Source organism: Streptomyces ficellus (assembly GCF_030406405.1).
In the GTDB taxonomy this organism is placed as follows: Bacteria; Actinomycetota; Actinomycetes; order Streptomycetales; family Streptomycetaceae; genus Streptomyces; species Streptomyces ficellus_B.
The window spans coordinates 41,585-58,081 of sequence record NZ_JAUEPL010000002.1 but is presented as its reverse complement, the minus strand read 5'-3'; the positions used below and the strand labels follow the sequence as shown (position 1 = coordinate 58,081).

Here is a 16,497-nt window from a genome sequence, read left to right as displayed (position 1 = left end):
GAAGACCACTTCGAGCAGCCCGGCTCCGCGAACCGGTACCGGGCGGAAAAGAGGCCAGCTTGACAGCCAACGCAAGCGCGCGCGCCCGCGGGACCCGCCGCGGCAGACGGATCGCAGCGGGCCGCACCGGGCTGACGGGACTGGCCGTCCTCGCCCTGCTGGTCGGATCGGGAAGCACCGGTCCGCACAGCGCGGGGGCGGCGGCACCGGCGAAGCCGCACCTGCGCGGGCACGAGCCGGCGGCCGACTGGCCGATCGCCAACGGCGATCTCTCCAACACCCGGGCCACGACCCGGACACCCATCAACTCCAAGACCGTCCGCGACCTCAAGGTGAAATGGCGGCTGCCGCTGACAGGCAAGCCCACCTTCGCCGGCCTGATGGCCTCCAACCCGATCGTGGTGGGCGGGACGGTCTACGCCATCGACCTCAACTCCAACGTCTACGCGGTGGACAAGGAGACGGGCCGGGTCCGCTGGAAGCGCGAGTTCGACGACCCCAGCGTCGGGCCGAACGGTGTCGCGTACCGCCACGGGCTGCTCCTGGGCACCACCTTCACCAGCGCGTTCGCACTGGACGCGCGCACCGGGCGGACCGTGTGGTCGAGGCACCTGATCGACGCCGGTAAGGGCGGCGTCGACGTCGCTCCCCAGGTCTACGGGCGCACTGTCGTGGTCAGCACCGTACCGTCGACCTTCGGGACGTACGTGCCCGGAACGATGGGGACGGTCTGGGCCCTCGACATCGCCACCGGCAAACCGAAGTGGAGCTTCAACACCGTCAAGGACGGCGATCTGTGGGGCCACCCCGAGATCAACTCCGGCGGTGGCCTCTGGTTCCCGCCCGCCATCGACAGCCAGGGCCGGATCTTCCTGGCCGTCGGGAACCCGGCGCCCATGCCCGGCACCCCCGAGTATCCCAACGGGAGCAGTCGGCCGGGCCCGAACCTCTACACCAACTCCCTGGTCGCCCTCGACGGCCGCACCGGCAAACTGCTCTGGTACCGCCAGGCCCTGCCGCACGACATACGCGACTACGACCTCCAGATATCGCCCATCCTCACCACCGTGCCGATCCGCGGCAAGAAGACCGGCATCGTGATCGTGGCGGGCAAGATGGGGAAGGTCTTCGCCTACCGCGCCGACGACGGTGAACCGCTGTGGACCCGCTCGGTCGGTATCCACCTGAACGACGAGGGGCCGCTGCCGAACGAGCCGGTCACCATCTATCCGGGCGTCCTCGGCGGGGTGGAGACACCGATGGCCTCCGCGGAGGGACGGGTCTTCGTGCCCTGGGTCGATCTCCCGTCCGAGATGAGCGCCACCGGCGGGATGTCCTATCCGGGTACGGACGGGGGCCGCGGCGGACTCGCGGCGGTCGACACGAGGACCGGCAAGGTGCAATGGCAGCGTGCCCTGCCGCAGATGCCGCTCGGCGCCGCCACGGTCACCAATGACGTGGTCTTCTGCCCCACGTACGACGGCCGGGTCTTCGCCTTCGACACGCGTACGGGCAAGACACTGTGGACCGCGACCACGCCGGCCGGCATCAACTCCTTCCCGGCCGTCAGCGGTGACACGCTGCTGGTGGGCGCGGGTGTCGCCGGGGACTCCAAGGAGGCGCAGCCCGCGCTCATCGCCTACTCGCTGGAGGCCGAGCGTCCGCACACGTAGTGGCGGGCGTGCCCGCCGGCCGGCCCCGGACCGTGACACGGCCCGGGGCTGCGCCGCGCGGGGCGTCAGGCGGACGGGTCGCTGTCCGCGGGTTCGGCGGGCTGCCGGCGACCGGTGGGCGGGACGTGGCGGAGCAGGGCGGTCACCAGGACCGCCGCGGCGAGGAGCAGGGCACCGGCGAGGGCGACCACGGTGTGGAGTTCCGTGGCGAAGGCCGTGCGGGCGGCGTCGAGGAGGACGTCGGCGGTCCGGCCGGGAAGCGTCCGTGCCGCCTCGTCCGCGCTCGCGAGCGAGTCCTCGGCCGCCGTCACGGCAGGCGCGGGAAGCCCCGGGGGGAGGTCGATCGTACGGCGGTAGACCGCGGCGCCGACGCTGCCGAGGGCCGCGATGCCCAGAGCGAATCCGAGCTGGCCGCTGGTCTCGTTGAGGGCCGCGGCGGAGCCGGCCTTCTCCGGCGGGGCGGAGCCGATCACCAGGCCGATGCCCAGGGTGACCATGGGACCCGCGCCGAGGTAGACCACGGCGAAGCCGGTGATCAGCAGCGCCGGGCCGGAGTCGGCCCGGGTCTGGGTGATCAGCGCCATGCCGATGACGCAGATGAGCAGACCGGAGCCGATGACGTGGGCGGGACGGAAACGCTGCGCGAGCCTGGGCGCCACCACGAAACCCACGGTGTTGGTGACGATCGCCGGCAGCATCCACACACCGGCGCTCAACGGGCTGCGGCCGTGGAGCAGTTGCAGCGACTGGGTGACGAAGTACATCACCGCGCCGGTGAGCATGGTGCCGAGGAACAGGCTGACCAGCGCGGCGGTGAAACGGCGCCTGGAGAACAGGCTGAGATCGAGCAGCGGGTGGGACAGTGTGCGCTGGCGGCGGGTGAACACGACACCCGAGCCGATGCCGATCAGGACGGCGACGACCGGCAGGGTGCGCCAGCCCTCCGTGGCCAGCTCCTTCATGCCCCAGACGGCCGGGAAGACGGCGGCCACCGACTGCAGGACGCTGACGAGGTCCAGGCGGCCGGCACCGGGATCACGGTACTCGGGCAGCAGCACCGGTCCGAGGACCAGCAGGAGAACCAGGGCGGGCACTCCGACGAGAAAGGCCGCGCCCCACCAGAAGCGGGCGAGCACGAGCCCGCCGACCAGCGGTCCGACCACGGCGCCGACGGAGAAGCACGCTCCCCAGATCCCGATCGCGGCACCGCGCTGCTTGGCGTCCCGGAACATGGTGGAGATCAGCGAGAGGGTGGAGGGAGCCAGGGTCGCCCCGGCGACGCCCATGAGGGCGCGCGCCGCGATCAGCATGCCCGGACCGGTGGCGTAGGCGGCGCCCACGGACGCGACGCCGAAGGCCGCCGCGCCGATGAGCAGCAGCTTGCGCCGGCCGATCCGGTCGCCGAGGGTGCCCATGGTGATGAGCAGACTGGCGAGCACGAACGGATAGATGTCGGTGATCCACAGCTGCTGGACGCCGCTCGCACCGAGCGCCGTGGACAGGGCGGGCAGAGCGAGCAGCATGACGTACACGTCGATCGAGACCAGCAGGGTCGGCAGGGCGAGCACGGCCAGCCCGATCCACTGCCGTCCGCCGGCTCGCGAGGCCGCTTCGCTCGATGCCGCGGTGGCACTCATCACGGGTCCCTTTCCGGTGGTCGACGCGGTGAACCCCGAGCCTGCCGGGGGGCACGCGGGGGGCCGCCCGCGGTCAGCCCCGCAGGCCCTGCAGGCGCAGCAGCACGTCCGGCAGGTCGACCGCGCGCACGGCACCACCGGGGGAGGCCGGGCCGGGCTGCCAGCCGGGTTCGGAGCAGAGCACGACGGGGCCGTCGGACAGGGAGTCCGGCAGGCGGCCGTGCGAGCCCCGGACACAGGACGGGTCCAGCGGCACCGCGTTCATGGTGTAGCGCAGGCCCAGTTTCTTGCGGGCCAGACCCACGGCCGCCTTGGCCTTGACCAGCCGGTCCGCCGGGTCGAAGAACAGTTCCGCCGGGTCGTAGCCCGGCTTGCGGTGGATGTCGACCGAGCGGGCGAAGTCGGGGGCCCGGGCATCGTCCAGCCAGTAGTAGTAGGTGAACCAGGAATCCGGCGCGGCGACGGCCACCAGTTCACCGGAGCGCGGATGGTCGAGACCGTACGCGGCCTGCTCCTCGCGGCCCAGGACGTCGGCCACCCCGGGAAGCCGCGTCAGCAGGTCGCGCACCTTGGGTACGTCGGCCTCGTCGCCGACGTAGACGTGCGCGATCTGGTGGTCGGCGACCGCGAAGGCCCGCGAGGCCCACGGATCGAGGTACTCCATACCGGCCTGCTCGTACACCTCCAGCCGGCCGTCACGGCGCAGCGCGCGGTTGATGTCCACCGGGCGGTCGACCGGCGTGATGCCGTACTCGCTGAGCGCGATCACGGCCGCGCCTTCCTGATCGGCCTGCTCCAGCAGCGGCGCGAGTTCCGCGTCGACGGCCCGGGCGGCGGCCACGGCCTGCGGGGAGTCCGGGCCGTAGCGCTGGAGGTCGTAGTCCAGGTGCGGTACATAGACCAGCGACAGGTCCGGACGCTCCGTGCGCAGGATGCGGCGGGCGGCCGCGATGATCCACCGGCTGGAGGCCGGCCCGGCGGTCGGACCCCAGTACTGGAACAGCGGAAAGGGACCGAGCTCCTCGGAGAGCCGGTCGTGCAGCGCCGGCGGCCGGGTGTAGCAGTCGGGCGACTTGCGTCCGTCGGCGTGGTAGACGGGGCGGGGGGTCACCAGCACGTCGGTGGAGGCGCCCATGGCGTACCACCAGCAGACATTGGCCACGCGGTAGCCGGGATACCGGTCGCGGGCGGTCTCCCACACCTTCGGGCCCCGGACCAGCCGGTTGTGCTGGCGCCACAAGTGGATCTCGCCCAGCTCGCGGAAGTACCAGCCGTTCCCGACGATGCCGTGCTCGACGGGCAGCCGCCCGGTGAGAAGGGTGGACTGGACGCTGCACGTGACCGCGGGCAGGACGGTGCGCAGCGGGGCGGACCCGCCCCGGTCGGCGAGCCGGGAGAGGTTCGGCATGTACGGCAGCAGACGCGGCGTCATGCCGACCACGTCCAGGACGACCACGGGCTTCATACCGACCGTCCTCCGTCCAGCAACTCGCGCTGTGCCCAGGTGAGTTCGGCGGCTATGCCGTCGACGAGGTCGGAGCCCTGGGGCAGTACCTGCCAGGTGTAGGTCTCGACCTCGACCACGGTCCGGTCCCGGACGGCCGCCACGGCCCGCCGCAGTACCTCGGTGGTGCTCCTCAACGGGGCCTGCGGCTCGGCGTGCAGCGGGATGTGGAAGTGCACCCGCCAGGGCCCGCGGCCGGGCAGCCCGTCCAGGGCCTCCGGGAGGTCGTCGGCCGCGAGCACCCGGCCTTGGCCGCTCAGCTCCCTGACCTGGTGGAGGTACCGGGGCTCGGCGTACTCGGCGAGCAGTCGGCGGGCCCGCGGATCACGGGGGTCGTCGACGTGCAGGGCCGCGGACGCCTGGATCTTGACGACCGCGAGGCCGGCCCGCTCGATCGTGGTGACGGCCTGTTCCGGGTCGGCGAAGGAGACGGCGAGATGGGCGGTGTCCAGGCAGATCCCGATGACCTCGGGATCCACCCGGGGCGCGAGCCAGCGCACGGCGTCTGCGACGGTTTCCAGCACGCAGCCCGGCTCCGGTTCGACGGCGAGCCGCAGCGGACGACCGGCCCGCGCGGAGGCCTTGCGCAGTTCGGTGGCGGTCCACCGGAGCGCCGACTGGGCAGCCCGGTCGGCGGCGGGCGGCCACGGCGTGCGCCAGCCGAGCGGCAGCGTGGACAGGCTCCCGCTGTCGGCATCGTCCGGCAGCAGCCCGGCCAGCACGTGCGCACAGTCGGCGGTGTAGCGGGCGCGGGCCGGATCGGTCCAGTCCGGGCGGTACACGGTGTGCTTGACGACCCGCTGGTGGAAGCCCCCGTAGGGAAACGCGTTGAGGGTCAGCACCGACAGGCCGCGGGCGTCCAGTTCGGCGCGCAGACGGCGGAGCGCGGCCGGGTCGGCCGCCAGTTCCGCGGCGGCCCCGGCCGCCAGCCACAGACCGAGGCCGAGCCGGTCGTACCCGAGCCGTTCGCGCACCGGGACGGCGTGGCTGTCGAGCTGACCGAGGATGCCGGCCACGTCCTCCGCGGGGTGGACGTTGGTGCAGTAGCACAGCCGGGTCACGACTGGCCCCGCAGCACCGAGTTGCCCTCGTACAGGGCCGCTGCGGCGCCGGTTCCGTGCTCCGTACCAAGGAGCAGATGTCCGCTGCGCCCGTAGAACTCGACCGGGTTGTGCCAGAGCACCCTGTCGACGTCGGCGTCGCTGAATCCGGCTGCCAGCATCGCCAGGCCCACCTGGTGGGTCTTGAGCGGGTCCGACCGGCCCCAGTCCGCCGCCGAGTTGACCAGTATCCGGGCCGTTCCGTACTCCTTGAGCACGGCGACCATGCGGTGTTCGTCCATCTTGGTCTCGGGGTAGATGGAGAAGCCCATCCAGCAGCCGGAGTCGGCGACCATCCGCGCCGTGACCTCGTTGAGATGGTCCACCAGCACGGCGCCCGGGTCGATGCCGGATTCGCGGACCACGTCCAGGCTGCGGCGGGTGCCGACCCGCTTGTCCCGGTGCGGGGTGTGCACGAGGACCGGCAGCGACCGCTCGACGGCGAGCGCCAGTTGACGCGTGAAGGCGTCGTCCTCGGCCCCGGTCATCGAGTCGTAGCCGATCTCCCCGACCGCGACCACCCCGTTCTTGCCGAGATAGCGCGGCAGCACGTCCAGTACCTCGGCACAGCGGGGGTCGTTCGCCTCCTTCGGGTTGAGGGCGATCGCGCAGTTGTGGCTGATGCCGAACTGCGCCGCCCGGAAGCGCTCCCAGCCGATCAGGCTGTCGAAGTAGTCGATGAAGGAGGTCGGGCCGGTGCGGGGCTGGCCGAGCCAGAAAGCGGGTTCCACCACGGCCCGGACACCGGCCGCGCGCATGTTCTCGTAGTCGTCCGTGGTGCGGGAGGTCATGTGGATGTGCGGATCGAAGATCCTCATCGGGAGTCGTCCTCTCCTCGCGGCGGCGGCGGCGGGGCGGGCGGTACGGCGGTGCCCAGCAGGGCGCGCAGGTCGGGTTCGATGTCCCGCCCGGCAGCCCGGCGCTCCTCGGCCAGGTCGCGGGCCATCCGGAGCAACTCGGAGTCGGTCCGCCGGCCCAGGCCCGCCACCGCCGCGAGCGGCACACCGATGAACAGGCACTTCAACACGCCCTGCCGCCAGGCCGGCTGGTCCAGGTGCGCGGCGGCGAACGGGCCCATGGCCGCCGCCACCAGCCGCGGGTCGTTGCTGCGCAGGCCGTCCTCGACGAGCGTGAGACCCAGCCGTGTCACCGAGGCGGGCAGCACGGGCAGGGCACGCAGCACCCCCCGCCGTTCGGCGTCGTCCCCGTGCCGGTAGAGCCGTTCCGTCTCGCGTTCCAGTTGCCCTTCGGGCAGTACCTCGGCCAGCACCGACAGCAGCCGTGTGCGGGCACGGTCGTCGGCGGTGCCGCGGACCAGTGAGTCGGGGTCGATACCCGCCGGCCGGGCGGGAGCCCGCCCGGCCAGCGGGTACTCCTCGTGAATGGCGGAGGGCCGCTCCCGTACGCGCCGTTCCGCGGCCGTGAGCCGGTCGTCCTGCCGTGGGTCCCTGGCCGGCGTCCCTTCCTCGGGGACGGTACCGGGGCACCGACGAGCGCCGACGGACCGGCCGGCCGTCCCCTTCCGGGCCCGGCGCAGGGCGGCCAGGGCCTCCGACGCCACCTGGGGCGCGGCGTGGCTGTGCCGTGGCAGTTCGACGGCGGCGACGCCGCGGTACCCGATCCCGTCGAGGGCGGCCAGCGTGCCGGCGAGGTCGAGCGCGCCGCGCCCGAACTCCAGGTGCTCGTGCACACCCGGCAGCATGTCGTCCAGCTGGACGTTGAACAGCAGCCGCCCGGCCCGGCGGACGCACTCCGCGGCGTCCACCGGTTCCACGGCGACACAGTGCCCCACGTCCAGGGTGATGCCCAGCGGATCAGGCTCTCCCAGTGCCCGGCGAAGGTCCAGCGCCTCGTCGAGCCGCTCGACGACCATGCCGGGCTCGGGCTCCAGAGCGAGCCGCACCCCGCGCCGCTGCGCCTCGGCGACGACCGGTTCCAGGTGCCTGACCAGCCGGCGACGGTTGGTCTGCCCTGACACGCCTGGTTCACCCACACCGGACCAGAAGGACACGCACCCGGCGTCGAGCGACTCGGCGATCCGCACGGAACGGCGAAGGAAGTCGACACGCCGCCCGGCCGCCTCCGAGACCAGCGTGGGGTGGTGCTTGCGGGACGGATCGAGCAGATAGCGCGCGCCCGTCTCCACCACACACCGCAGCCCCAGCGAGGAGAGCAGCGCCGCCAGCCGCTCGGTGGCCCTGGCAAGATCGGGCGCGAACGGGTCGAGGTGGTGATGGTCCAGGGTGAGACCGACCGCGGTGTAGCCGAGATCGGCGATGACCCGAACCGCGTCGTGCAGCCGATGGTTCGCAAACCCGTTGGTGCCGTAACCCAGGTCGAATGAACTCATGTCGGACTCCGTACGGCGGCTGAACTCATGTCGGACTCCGTACGGTGGGATGAACTCATGTCGGACTCCGTACGGCGGACAGCCTGCGGACCAGTGGCAGAACGCCCAGCACCAGCGCGGCGCCCCTGACCGACCCGGACCGCGCCGCCAGCCCGGATTGCAGCGGCACCATGCCGTGGATCCCGGCCACCGTGGCGGTTCGGACGGCCGCGGGCTCGACCGGACGGGTGCCGGTGGTCCGTGCCGCGGCCGCGGCGAGCTGGGCGGTGGCCGTGGTCCCCGCGTAGACCAGTGAGCACAGGACGGCCGCTGCCCGGTGCCGCACGGAGGACGCCCGCCCACCGCAGGTCAGCGCCGCGGAGACCAATGTGGTGGTCAGGGCCACCCGGACATCGGCCCGCCGCCCGCCGTGGACCTCGCCCCGGGACAGTACGGTCACCCCGAGGGTGTGGGTCGCCAGGGCCAGCGCAGGCGTCAGGGCGTACGCCCCGCGACCGGCGCCGGCACCGAGCAGGACGTCCAGAGCGCGACAGGCGGCCATACCCAGCGGCGCGGCCCGAGTCGGCTTGAGCACGGTGTCGTACGCCCAGATCGCCGCGGTCAGCGGAACGGCGACGCGCAGGGCGTCGGAGCCGCCGGCGAAGGCGGCCAGCGCGAGCCCGCCGCCACTGAGCAGGGCGGCCGCGGCGAGGGCCGCCCCCGGCGCGATCCGGCCCGACGGAAGGGGACGCTCCGGGCGTTCGTCCGCGTCCGCCGCACGGTCGGCCCAGTCGTTGAGGGCCATGCCCGACCAGTACAGCGCGGCGGAGGCGAGCGGCAGCGCCAACCGCCGCCCGCGCAGCGGCCGCCCGGCGGCGGCCGCCCCGGCCACCGTGTCACCGAGCACGGTGAGGGCCGCGGGGGCGCGGACCAGGTCGAGCCAGGCGCCCAGCCGGTGTCCCGGCGCGGCAGCGCTCACCGGGACACCGCGATGCGCCGCACCCAGGCCACCAGGTCCCGTTCCTGCTGGGCGAGTCGGTGCTCGTCGCTGCCGACCGGGTCCTTGAAGAAGAAGGCGAGCGCACCCAGGGGCCCGGACTCACCTGCCGCGTGCGCGCCCGCCACCAGTCGGGCGAGGTCGAGGACCAGCGGCGCGGCCAACGCGGAGTCGTGGCCCTGCCAGGTCAGTTGGAGACTCATCCGCGCGCCGAGGAACCCCTCGAAGGAGATGTGGTCCCAGGCCACCTTGCGCTCCCCCAGGTCGGGCACGTAGTCGATGTGCAGGGGTGCGTCGGCCTTGCCGCCGAGCAGCGCCTCCAGCCCGCGGGACTTGGAGGCCAGCTTCCCCGCGGCACGGCCCTCCTGGGCGAGGTTCGCGCCGTCGCCGCCGCCGAGCAGGTTGGTGCCCGCCCACGACCGGACGTGCAGCCCGCGCGCAACGAACATCGGCGCCAGCGCGCTGCGCAGGAGGGTCTCACCGGTCTTGCCGTCGCTGCCCGCGTAGGACAGGTTCCGTCGGTGCGCCAGTTCGACGACGGCGGGGATGCGCAGACCGGGCGAGGGGGTGAAGTCGACGTAGGGGCAGTCGGCGAGGAAGGCCGCGTAAGCCGCCAGCGCGCTGGACGGGAGCACATCGCGCCCGGGGGAGGCGAGGGCGCGGTCGAGTGCGGCGAGGTCCGCGTGCTCGGGCAGCGGGCGGACGGGGGGCTCCGTACTGGAGACGTTGACGACCACGACCCGGCCGAGGTCATGGGTGCGACGGAACTCCGCGATGTCGCGAGCCAGGCCCTCGATGGCGTCGAGCTGGCGGGCGGGCCCGTCGACGGCGTCGTATCCCGGCCGGATCTCGCGGTCGGCCGCCTCCAGTTCGTCGGTCACCGCCGCCGGGAGCCGGGCAGGCAGCACACCGGCGGCGGCGAGTTCCTCGGCCCGCTTCCGCAGCGGGGTGCGGGCGATGTCGTGGCCGCCGACCACCAGCTCGGACCAGCTGGGGAACATGGCCGGATCCAGGTCCAGGCGTTCAGTGACGGAGCCGGTGGCCGGCGTCAGGTCCGCCCTGAGTGCGGCGAGGCCGCAGATCGCGGTGGTGGCCACCGATCCCCTGCCGCCGATCAGCCACAGACCGCTTCTGCCTTCCATCGTGTGACTCCCTTTCCCAACCGGGTGACAGATGACGACTGAAATGCCCGCCGGCCGCTCAGCCGTTGGTGGCGGTGGGCCGGTCCCAGCCCTCCCAGCGCAGGAGCCGGCCGCTCCCGGCCTTGGCTTCGACACCGTGGTCGGTCATCTCGAACTCGCCGAAGTCCAGGACGTACAGGGCCGGATCACCGGGTGCGAAGCCGGCATCGATCGGCCGGTGCAGGTCCGGCTCCCACGGCAGGACACGAGTGGACCACCCGTCCGGGTCCACCATCAGCAGGTGCCGGCCGAGCTTCGGTCCGCCCGGCGGCAGCGTCATCGGGGCCTCGTCCCCGAACAGCGTGACCACCAGCTGTCCGGCGAGCGCGGAGCCGGGCGGGACGACGGCGAACTTGGTCGCCGCGACATGTGCCTCGAAATCGAGCACGGGCGGCTCCGGAGGCGGTAGCCGGTCGTGGTTGGCGAGCAGGAACGCCGGCTGGGGGCCGCGCGTGGGCTTGAACCTGGGGTCGGTCACCGGGATTCCGCCGATGAAGTCCGGCCAGCCGTACCATGCGCCCTCGCGCACCTCCAACAGCAGGTCCGGCGCGTCGCCGATGGGCCGGCTGCCCCGGTCGTCCGCTCCCTGGTCCACCGCGAGCAGCCGGCCGTCCGGCAGGAAACCGAGCCCGAAGGCGTTGCGTATGCCCCAGGCCACCAGTTCCAGGTTGCCGCCGTCGAGATCGCAGCGCATGACGGCCGCGGAGCAGGGCAGCTCGGCCCGGATCCGCTGACCGGGGCGGGTGGCGGTGCCGAAGGGGACGAACGCGCCCGTGACGGCCTGCGCGCCGGGTGTGCCGGCCAGCGGGTCGCGCGTGGTGACGTTGACGCCGGTCAGTTCCACGTCGAGGCCGGGGATGTCGTACGAATGCGGCAGCCGGCCGAGCCAGCCGAGCTCGTAGGCGTCCAGTCCGATGATCCCGAGGTTGGACATCGCTCCCTGGGCGAAGTACAGCTTGTCGTCCGGGCCTGCCACCGCCATGTCGACGTGGTAGTTGCCGGGGCCGGGCAGGCCGTCGACGACGACGGTGCGCTGCCCGTCCGGGCCGATCCGGATGATCCGGCCGGCACCGCCCTCGGACACGTACAGGAAGCCCCGGTGCCAGAGAAGCCCGGTCACCGGCGGGGCCAGCTGGTCGGCGACGAGCCGGCGGTCGGCGCCGTCCTTTCCGAGACGCCAGATCCGGCCGCCCGGCGCGGCGCCCCCGAACGGCAACCCCGACTCGGCCAGGTACACGCCGTCGTCGTTGTCGAAGGCCAGGCTGGTCGGGAAATCCAGCCCCTCGGCCGCTGTGGTGGGTGAAGACACGAAGGCTCCTCCAGAGGGTGCGCCTGGCGATCGTCGACGCGGACATCAGCAGGTCGTCAGGGTTACGGGGATCGGCACGGCCCCGCCCCGCAGAGCGCCCCGGCCCGGCGTGGTTGGACGCCGGGGGAGCGGGGCGGACAACCCCGTCAGGCGGCCGCCTCGCCCGGTCCGGACGTGGCGGCGGAGAAGAGGCCGGGTGCCACATCGGTGGCCATGGCCGTCGCCGACTGCCAGCCGACTTCGTGTGCGTTGCCGACTCCGCCGCAGAGCAATACGAAGCGCCGGAATCCGGCCGACATCAGTGCGTCCAATTTCGCCTTGACCGTCTCGACCGATCCGACGAGGGCGAAAGGATTCCTGAGGTAGGAATCCGCCGGTGCGTCGAACAACCCTTGGACTCCGGTGTCACCCTCCTTCGCCAGCGTTTCCAGCGCGCCCGCGGCCGGACCGGCTCCGGACAGCCGCGCCAAATGCCCTCCGGCGGCCTCGACATGCGAAGCGAAACCATCGCGCACGATCTCGGCGGCTTCCTTGTCCGTGTCCGCGATGACGGTGAAACAGCTGGCCGCGACATTCGCCATGGACAATGCGTGCTCGTTTTCCTGACCGATCTCGAAATACCGGTGCAGGCGCGCGACCATGTCCTCCACGCTCACCTTGGACATACCGCCGGCGGACGGGTCGAGGTTCAGTCCCGTGAACACGTTCCATCCGCGCCGTGCCGCGGTCGCGAGGGACCCGTCCGTCTCCGCCGCCACCCACAGCGGCACCCGCTCCTGGACGGGCCGGGGCCACACGGTGACCCTGGCGGTGTCGACGTCCTGCGCGAACGGCGCCAGGGCCGGCGTCAGATCGGCCTTCTCCACCGGGTGGTCGATCCCGTTGAGGACACCGTCGACAAGATCGGCCGCGTGCTCGAACGCGGCACGGTCGCCGCGCCGGCCGAGGCCCACCTCGAGCCGTCCGCCCGAGAGCACGTCGATCATGGCGAATTGCTCGGCCAGGTGCAGCGGATTGTGCAGCAGCGCGAGGTTCACGCCCGAGACGATCCGTGCCCTGGTCGTCCTCGCGGCGAGCGCGGCCAGCATGATGTTCGGATGGGTGACCAGCGACGACGGGCCGAAATGCTCCGGCATGCTGAGGCCGGCGTAGCCCAGACGCTCGGCCTCGACACAGTGGCCGAGGTAGGTTTCGTAAATCTGGGCCCCGAGCCGGGCGTCCCACTTCTCCGGGTCCCGCGATCCCGGCGGCGCGTAAGTCAGGTTGTCCCAGTAGATGAACTTGACGTTTTGCGAGTCGTCGCCGATGTGGCTCATGCCGCCAACGCCCCTCTGTTCGCAGTAAGGCCCTGCTGGACGTGCATCAACTTATCCGCGCGGTGGAGGCCGGCCATCTTCCATATTGCCGAGGCATCCGGACGCCCTCATGGCCCGGCGTACAGCGGGCGTCGGGGCGTCGGGGCGTCCGCTGGTAAAATAGGGGCACGCTTCGACGCCGCCGGGGCCCGTACCAAGGAGTACGGGCCCCGGCGTGTTCCGGGCGCAGACCCAGGAAGGTTCCCCATGAACGCGAAGCCGCCGGCCCCCGGACGTTCCCGCGCCGGCAAGCCCCAGCGCGCGGCAGCGCCTCGGGGCGACGTCTCGACACCGCGGACAGTGGCCCCGCAGCTGCCGCCGGCCGAGTCCTTCGACGCGCTCGGGCTGCCGCCGGAGCTGATGACGACGATGACCGGCCTCGGGGTGGCGGAGCCTTTCCCGATCCAGGCCGCGACGCTGCCCCACGCGCTGGCCGGCCGCGACGTCCTCGGCCGCGCGCGGACGGGCTCCGGCAAGACGCTCGCTTTCGGGCTCGCGCTGCTCGTCCGCACGGCAGGCATGCGGGCGGAGTCCAAGCGGCCGCTCGCACTGGTCCTGGTGCCGACCCGGGAACTCGCGCAGCAGGTGAGCGACGCGCTGGCGCCGTACGCGCAGGCGCTCCACGTGCGACTGGCGACGGTGGTCGGCGGGCTGTCGATCAACCGGCAGTCGGCGCTGCTGCGGACCGGCGCCGAGGTGGTCATCGCCACACCGGGGCGGCTGGCCGACCTGGTGTCGCGCCGGGACTGCCACCTGAATCAGGTGCGGATCACGGTGCTGGACGAGGCGGACCAGATGTGCGACCTGGGCTTCCTGCCGCAGGTCTCGGAGATCCTGGACCAGGTCCGCCCCGATGGGCAGCGGCTGCTGTTCTCGGCCACGCTCGACCGCAACGTCGACCAGCTGGTGCGGAGCTACCTGCACGACCCGGTGCTCGCCTCGGTCGACCGGGTGGCGGGCTCGGTCACCACGATGGAACACCACGTGCTGAACGTCCACGCCGCCGACAAGTACGCGACCGCGACCGAAATCGCCGCGCGGGACGGCCGGGTACTGATGTTCCTGGACACCAAGGCCGGCGTGGACCAGTTCACCCGGCACCTGCGGGCCAGCGGCGTCAGCGCCGCCGCCCTGCACAGCGGGAAGTCGCAGCCGCAGCGCACCCACACGCTCGCCCGGTTCAAGGAGGGTGAGATCACCGTGCTGGTGGCCACCAATGTCGCGGCGCGGGGCATTCACATCGACGCGCTCGACCTCGTCGTCAACGTCGACCCGCCGGCCGACGCCAAGGACTACTTGCACCGTGGCGGCCGCACGGCGCGCGCCGGGGAGTCCGGGAGCGTGGTCACCCTGGTCGTGCCCAACCAGCGGGCCGAGGTGAACCGGATGATGTCCGACGCGGGGATCCGGCCGACGGTCACACAGGTGCGCTCCGGCGAGGAGAAGCTGGCCGTCATCACGGGGGCGAAGCGCCCCCCGGCCGGGGCGAGGACCAGCAGCCCCAACGCCCCCTTCCGCGGTCTCGGCACCCGTCCGGGCCGCCCCGCGAAGGAGTCCCGCAAAGCCGCCGAGGCCCGCAAGACCGCCGAAGCCCGCGCCGCTGCCCGGGTGCGCAAGGGCCGCTGACGCCGGGCGGACCCGCTGGTGGCCGGCGCCGCGCGCTCTGGCGTCCCGCCACCGGCGCCCCTGTCGAGGGCCTGCGAGCCCCGACCGCATGCCGGCGGCCGGTGGCGGCGGGCAGCGGTGGGAGGGCAACCCGGTTGCCCCGAGGGGCGATTGGTCGCCGTCCCGCCGCCGCCCGCCTGACCCGACAGTGGGCGGGATCAGACCGCCGGGGCCGGGTAGGTGGGGTACTCCACGCCGGAGACGTGCTGGACGACGCGGATGACCTGGCAGGAGTAGCCGAACTCGTTGTCGTACCACAGGTAGAGGATCGCGTTGTCGCCGTCGACCTTGGTGGCGCCGGCGTCGACGATCGAGGCGTGGCGTGAGCCGATGAAGTCGCTGGAGACCGCGTCGGGTGCTGTGGTGAAGTCGATCTGGCGCTTGAGCGGGGAGGTCAGCGACACGTTGCGGAGGTAGTCGAGGACCTCCTCGCGGGTCGTCTCGCGCCCGAGCCGCAGGCTCAGGATCGCGATCGAGACGTCCGGCACCGGCACGCGGATCGAGCTGCCCGTGATCGGCGCCTTGAGCTCGGGGAGCGCCTTGGCGACGGCGGAGGCGGCACCCGTCTCGGTGATGACCATGTTGAGCGGCGCGGAGCGGCCGCGGCGGTCGGCCTTGTGGTAGTTGTCCAGCAGGTTCTGGTCGTTGGTGAACGAGTGGACCGTCTCCACGTGGCCGCGCAGGACGCCGTACTCGTCCGCCATCGCCTTCAGCGGCGGGACGATCGCGTTGGTGGTGCAGGAGGCACAGGAGATGATCTGCTCGTCGGGCTTGACCGTGTCGTGGTTGACGCCATGGACGATGTTCGGCACGTCGCCCTTGCCCGGCGCGGTCAGGACGACCTTGGCGACGCCGGGGCGCAGGTGCGTGGACAGGCCCTCGCGGTCGCGCCACTTGCCGGTGTTGTCGATGAGGATGGCGTCCTTGATGCCGTACGCCGTGTAGTCGACCTCCGACGGGTCGTTGGCGTAAATCACCTTGATCTCGTTGCCGTTGGCGATGATCGTGCTGTTCGCCTCGTCGACGGTGATCGTGCCCTGGAACTGGCCGTGGATGGAGTCGCGGCGCAGCAGTGAGGCGCGCTTGACGATGTCCTGGTCGCCGCCCTGGCGGACGACGATGGCGCGCAGCCGCAGGCCGTTCCCGGAGCCGGTCTTCTCGATGAGCAGGCGGGCGACGAGGCGGCCGATGCGGCCGAAGCCGTAGAGCACGACGTCGCGCGGCTCGCGGCGCTCGATCTTGTTCGCACCGGTGGCGCCGGCGACGGCTCCGGCGGTGAACTCCTCCACCGAGAGGCCGCGGTCGTCGGCCTTGTACGTCGCGGCGAGCATGCCGATGTCGATCTGGGACGGGCCGAGATCAAGCGTGGTGAGAGCCTGGAGGAACGGCAGCGTCTCAGTGACCGAGAGCTCCTCACCGGCGATCTGCCGGGCGAAGCGGTGGGTCTTGAGGATGCTGACCACCGACTTGTTCACCAAGGAGCGGCTGTGCAGCAGGACGGTGACGTCCCGCTCCCGGTGCAGCTTCCCGATGATCGGGATCATCGACTCCGCGATCTCCTCGCGCGTCTTCCAGTTGGTGAACGAGTCCACGGTGGCAGTCACAGGTTCCACTTTCGAGCTAGGCGGTGCTCATATGCTAACCCTCCCATCATTTTGATCGTTCATCTGGGTGTGGTGGGCCGGGGACGGTGCTCTGCGGGGGGAAAGAGTCGGATTTTGGGGGGATTTGCCCCGGTGGCGGTGAC

At 72.2% G+C, this 16,497-nt stretch carries 12 protein-coding genes; 2 read left to right on the top strand and 10 right to left on the bottom strand.

The features are described from left to right. The first annotated feature begins 59 nt into the window (after nt 1–59). Nucleotides 60–1,673 carry an outer membrane protein assembly factor BamB family protein gene (locus QWM81_RS01710; RefSeq protein WP_290109582.1) on the top strand — a complete coding sequence of 538 codons (1,614 nt, stop codon included), beginning with the start codon at nt 60–62 and terminating at the stop codon, nt 1,671–1,673. Nucleotides 1,674–1,738: 65 nt separating this feature from the next. Here QWM81_RS01710 and QWM81_RS01705 read toward each other — a convergent pair whose 3' ends face one another. The 9 genes from QWM81_RS01705 to QWM81_RS01660 form a co-directional block, all read right to left on the bottom strand. After that, complete coding sequence (locus QWM81_RS01705; protein WP_290109581.1) at nt 1,739–3,310, bottom strand: MFS transporter; 1,572 nt, start codon at nt 3,308–3,310, stop codon at nt 1,739–1,741. Between the two features lie 73 nt (nt 3,311–3,383). Further along, nucleotides 3,384–4,775 carry an alkaline phosphatase family protein gene (locus QWM81_RS01700; protein WP_290109580.1) on the bottom strand — a complete coding sequence of 464 codons (1,392 nt, stop codon included), beginning with the start codon at nt 4,773–4,775 and terminating at the stop codon, nt 3,384–3,386. Then, nucleotides 4,772–5,875 carry a metabolite traffic protein EboE gene (eboE, locus tag QWM81_RS01695; protein WP_290109579.1) on the bottom strand — a complete coding sequence of 368 codons (1,104 nt, stop codon included), beginning with the start codon at nt 5,873–5,875 and terminating at the stop codon, nt 4,772–4,774. The genes QWM81_RS01700 and eboE overlap by 4 nt, the downstream gene beginning before the upstream one ends. Next, entirely contained in the window at nt 5,872–6,732 is an 861-nt protein-coding gene (locus QWM81_RS01690) for a TatD family hydrolase (RefSeq protein WP_290109578.1), read from the bottom strand. The genes eboE and QWM81_RS01690 overlap by 4 nt, the downstream gene beginning before the upstream one ends. After that, nucleotides 6,729–8,264: an EboA domain-containing protein gene (locus QWM81_RS29055; protein ID WP_353938269.1), complete on the bottom strand. Its 1,536-nt coding sequence runs from the start codon at nt 8,262–8,264 to the stop codon at nt 6,729–6,731. The genes QWM81_RS01690 and QWM81_RS29055 overlap by 4 nt, the downstream gene beginning before the upstream one ends. A 55-nt stretch (nt 8,265–8,319) precedes the next feature. Then, nucleotides 8,320–9,222 (bottom strand): SCO3242 family prenyltransferase, encoded by a 903-nt coding sequence (locus QWM81_RS01675; protein ID WP_290109577.1) that lies wholly within the window; start codon nt 9,220–9,222, stop codon nt 8,320–8,322. Then, nucleotides 9,219–10,382: an inositol-3-phosphate synthase gene (locus QWM81_RS01670; RefSeq protein WP_290109576.1), complete on the bottom strand. Its 1,164-nt coding sequence runs from the start codon at nt 10,380–10,382 to the stop codon at nt 9,219–9,221. The genes QWM81_RS01675 and QWM81_RS01670 overlap by 4 nt, the downstream gene beginning before the upstream one ends. A 58-nt stretch (nt 10,383–10,440) precedes the next feature. Further along, on the bottom strand, nt 10,441–11,730 hold the full coding sequence (locus QWM81_RS01665; protein ID WP_290109575.1) for a PQQ-dependent sugar dehydrogenase: 1,290 nt from the start codon (nt 11,728–11,730) through the stop codon (nt 10,441–10,443). A gap of 146 nt (nt 11,731–11,876) precedes the next feature. Beyond that, complete coding sequence (locus QWM81_RS01660) at nt 11,877–13,046, bottom strand: LLM class flavin-dependent oxidoreductase (RefSeq protein WP_290109574.1); 1,170 nt, start codon at nt 13,044–13,046, stop codon at nt 11,877–11,879. A gap of 246 nt (nt 13,047–13,292) precedes the next feature. Between QWM81_RS01660 and QWM81_RS01655 the strand changes: the two genes are divergently transcribed. After that, nucleotides 13,293–14,711, top strand: coding sequence for a DEAD/DEAH box helicase (locus QWM81_RS01655; RefSeq protein WP_290109573.1), 1,419 nt, complete (start codon nt 13,293–13,295; stop codon nt 14,709–14,711). A 197-nt stretch (nt 14,712–14,908) separates the two neighbouring features. Here QWM81_RS01655 and QWM81_RS01650 read toward each other — a convergent pair whose 3' ends face one another. Further along, nucleotides 14,909–16,354, bottom strand: a complete 1,446-nt coding sequence (locus QWM81_RS01650) for a glyceraldehyde-3-phosphate dehydrogenase (protein ID WP_290109572.1) — start codon at nt 16,352–16,354, stop codon at nt 14,909–14,911. Nucleotides 16,355–16,497: the final 143 nt, after the last annotated feature.

Coding starts and splice junctions, on each gene's coding strand:
- QWM81_RS01705 (WP_290109581.1), bottom strand. CDS start 3,310: ATGAGTGCCACCGCGGCATCGAGCGAAGCGGCCTCGCGAGCCGGCGGA.
- QWM81_RS01700 (WP_290109580.1), bottom strand. CDS start 4,775: ATGAAGCCCGTGGTCGTCCTGGACGTGGTCGGCATGACGCCGCGTCTG.
- QWM81_RS01690 (WP_290109578.1), bottom strand. CDS start 6,732: ATGAGGATCTTCGATCCGCACATCCACATGACCTCCCGCACCACGGAC.
- QWM81_RS29055 (WP_353938269.1), bottom strand. CDS start 8,264: ATGAGTTCATTCGACCTGGGTTACGGCACCAACGGGTTTGCGAACCAT.
- QWM81_RS01670 (WP_290109576.1), bottom strand. CDS start 10,382: ATGGAAGGCAGAAGCGGTCTGTGGCTGATCGGCGGCAGGGGATCGGTG.
- QWM81_RS01660 (WP_290109574.1), bottom strand. CDS start 13,046: ATGAGCCACATCGGCGACGACTCGCAAAACGTCAAGTTCATCTACTGG.
- QWM81_RS01655 (WP_290109573.1), top strand. CDS start 13,293: ATGAACGCGAAGCCGCCGGCCCCCGGACGTTCCCGCGCCGGCAAGCCC.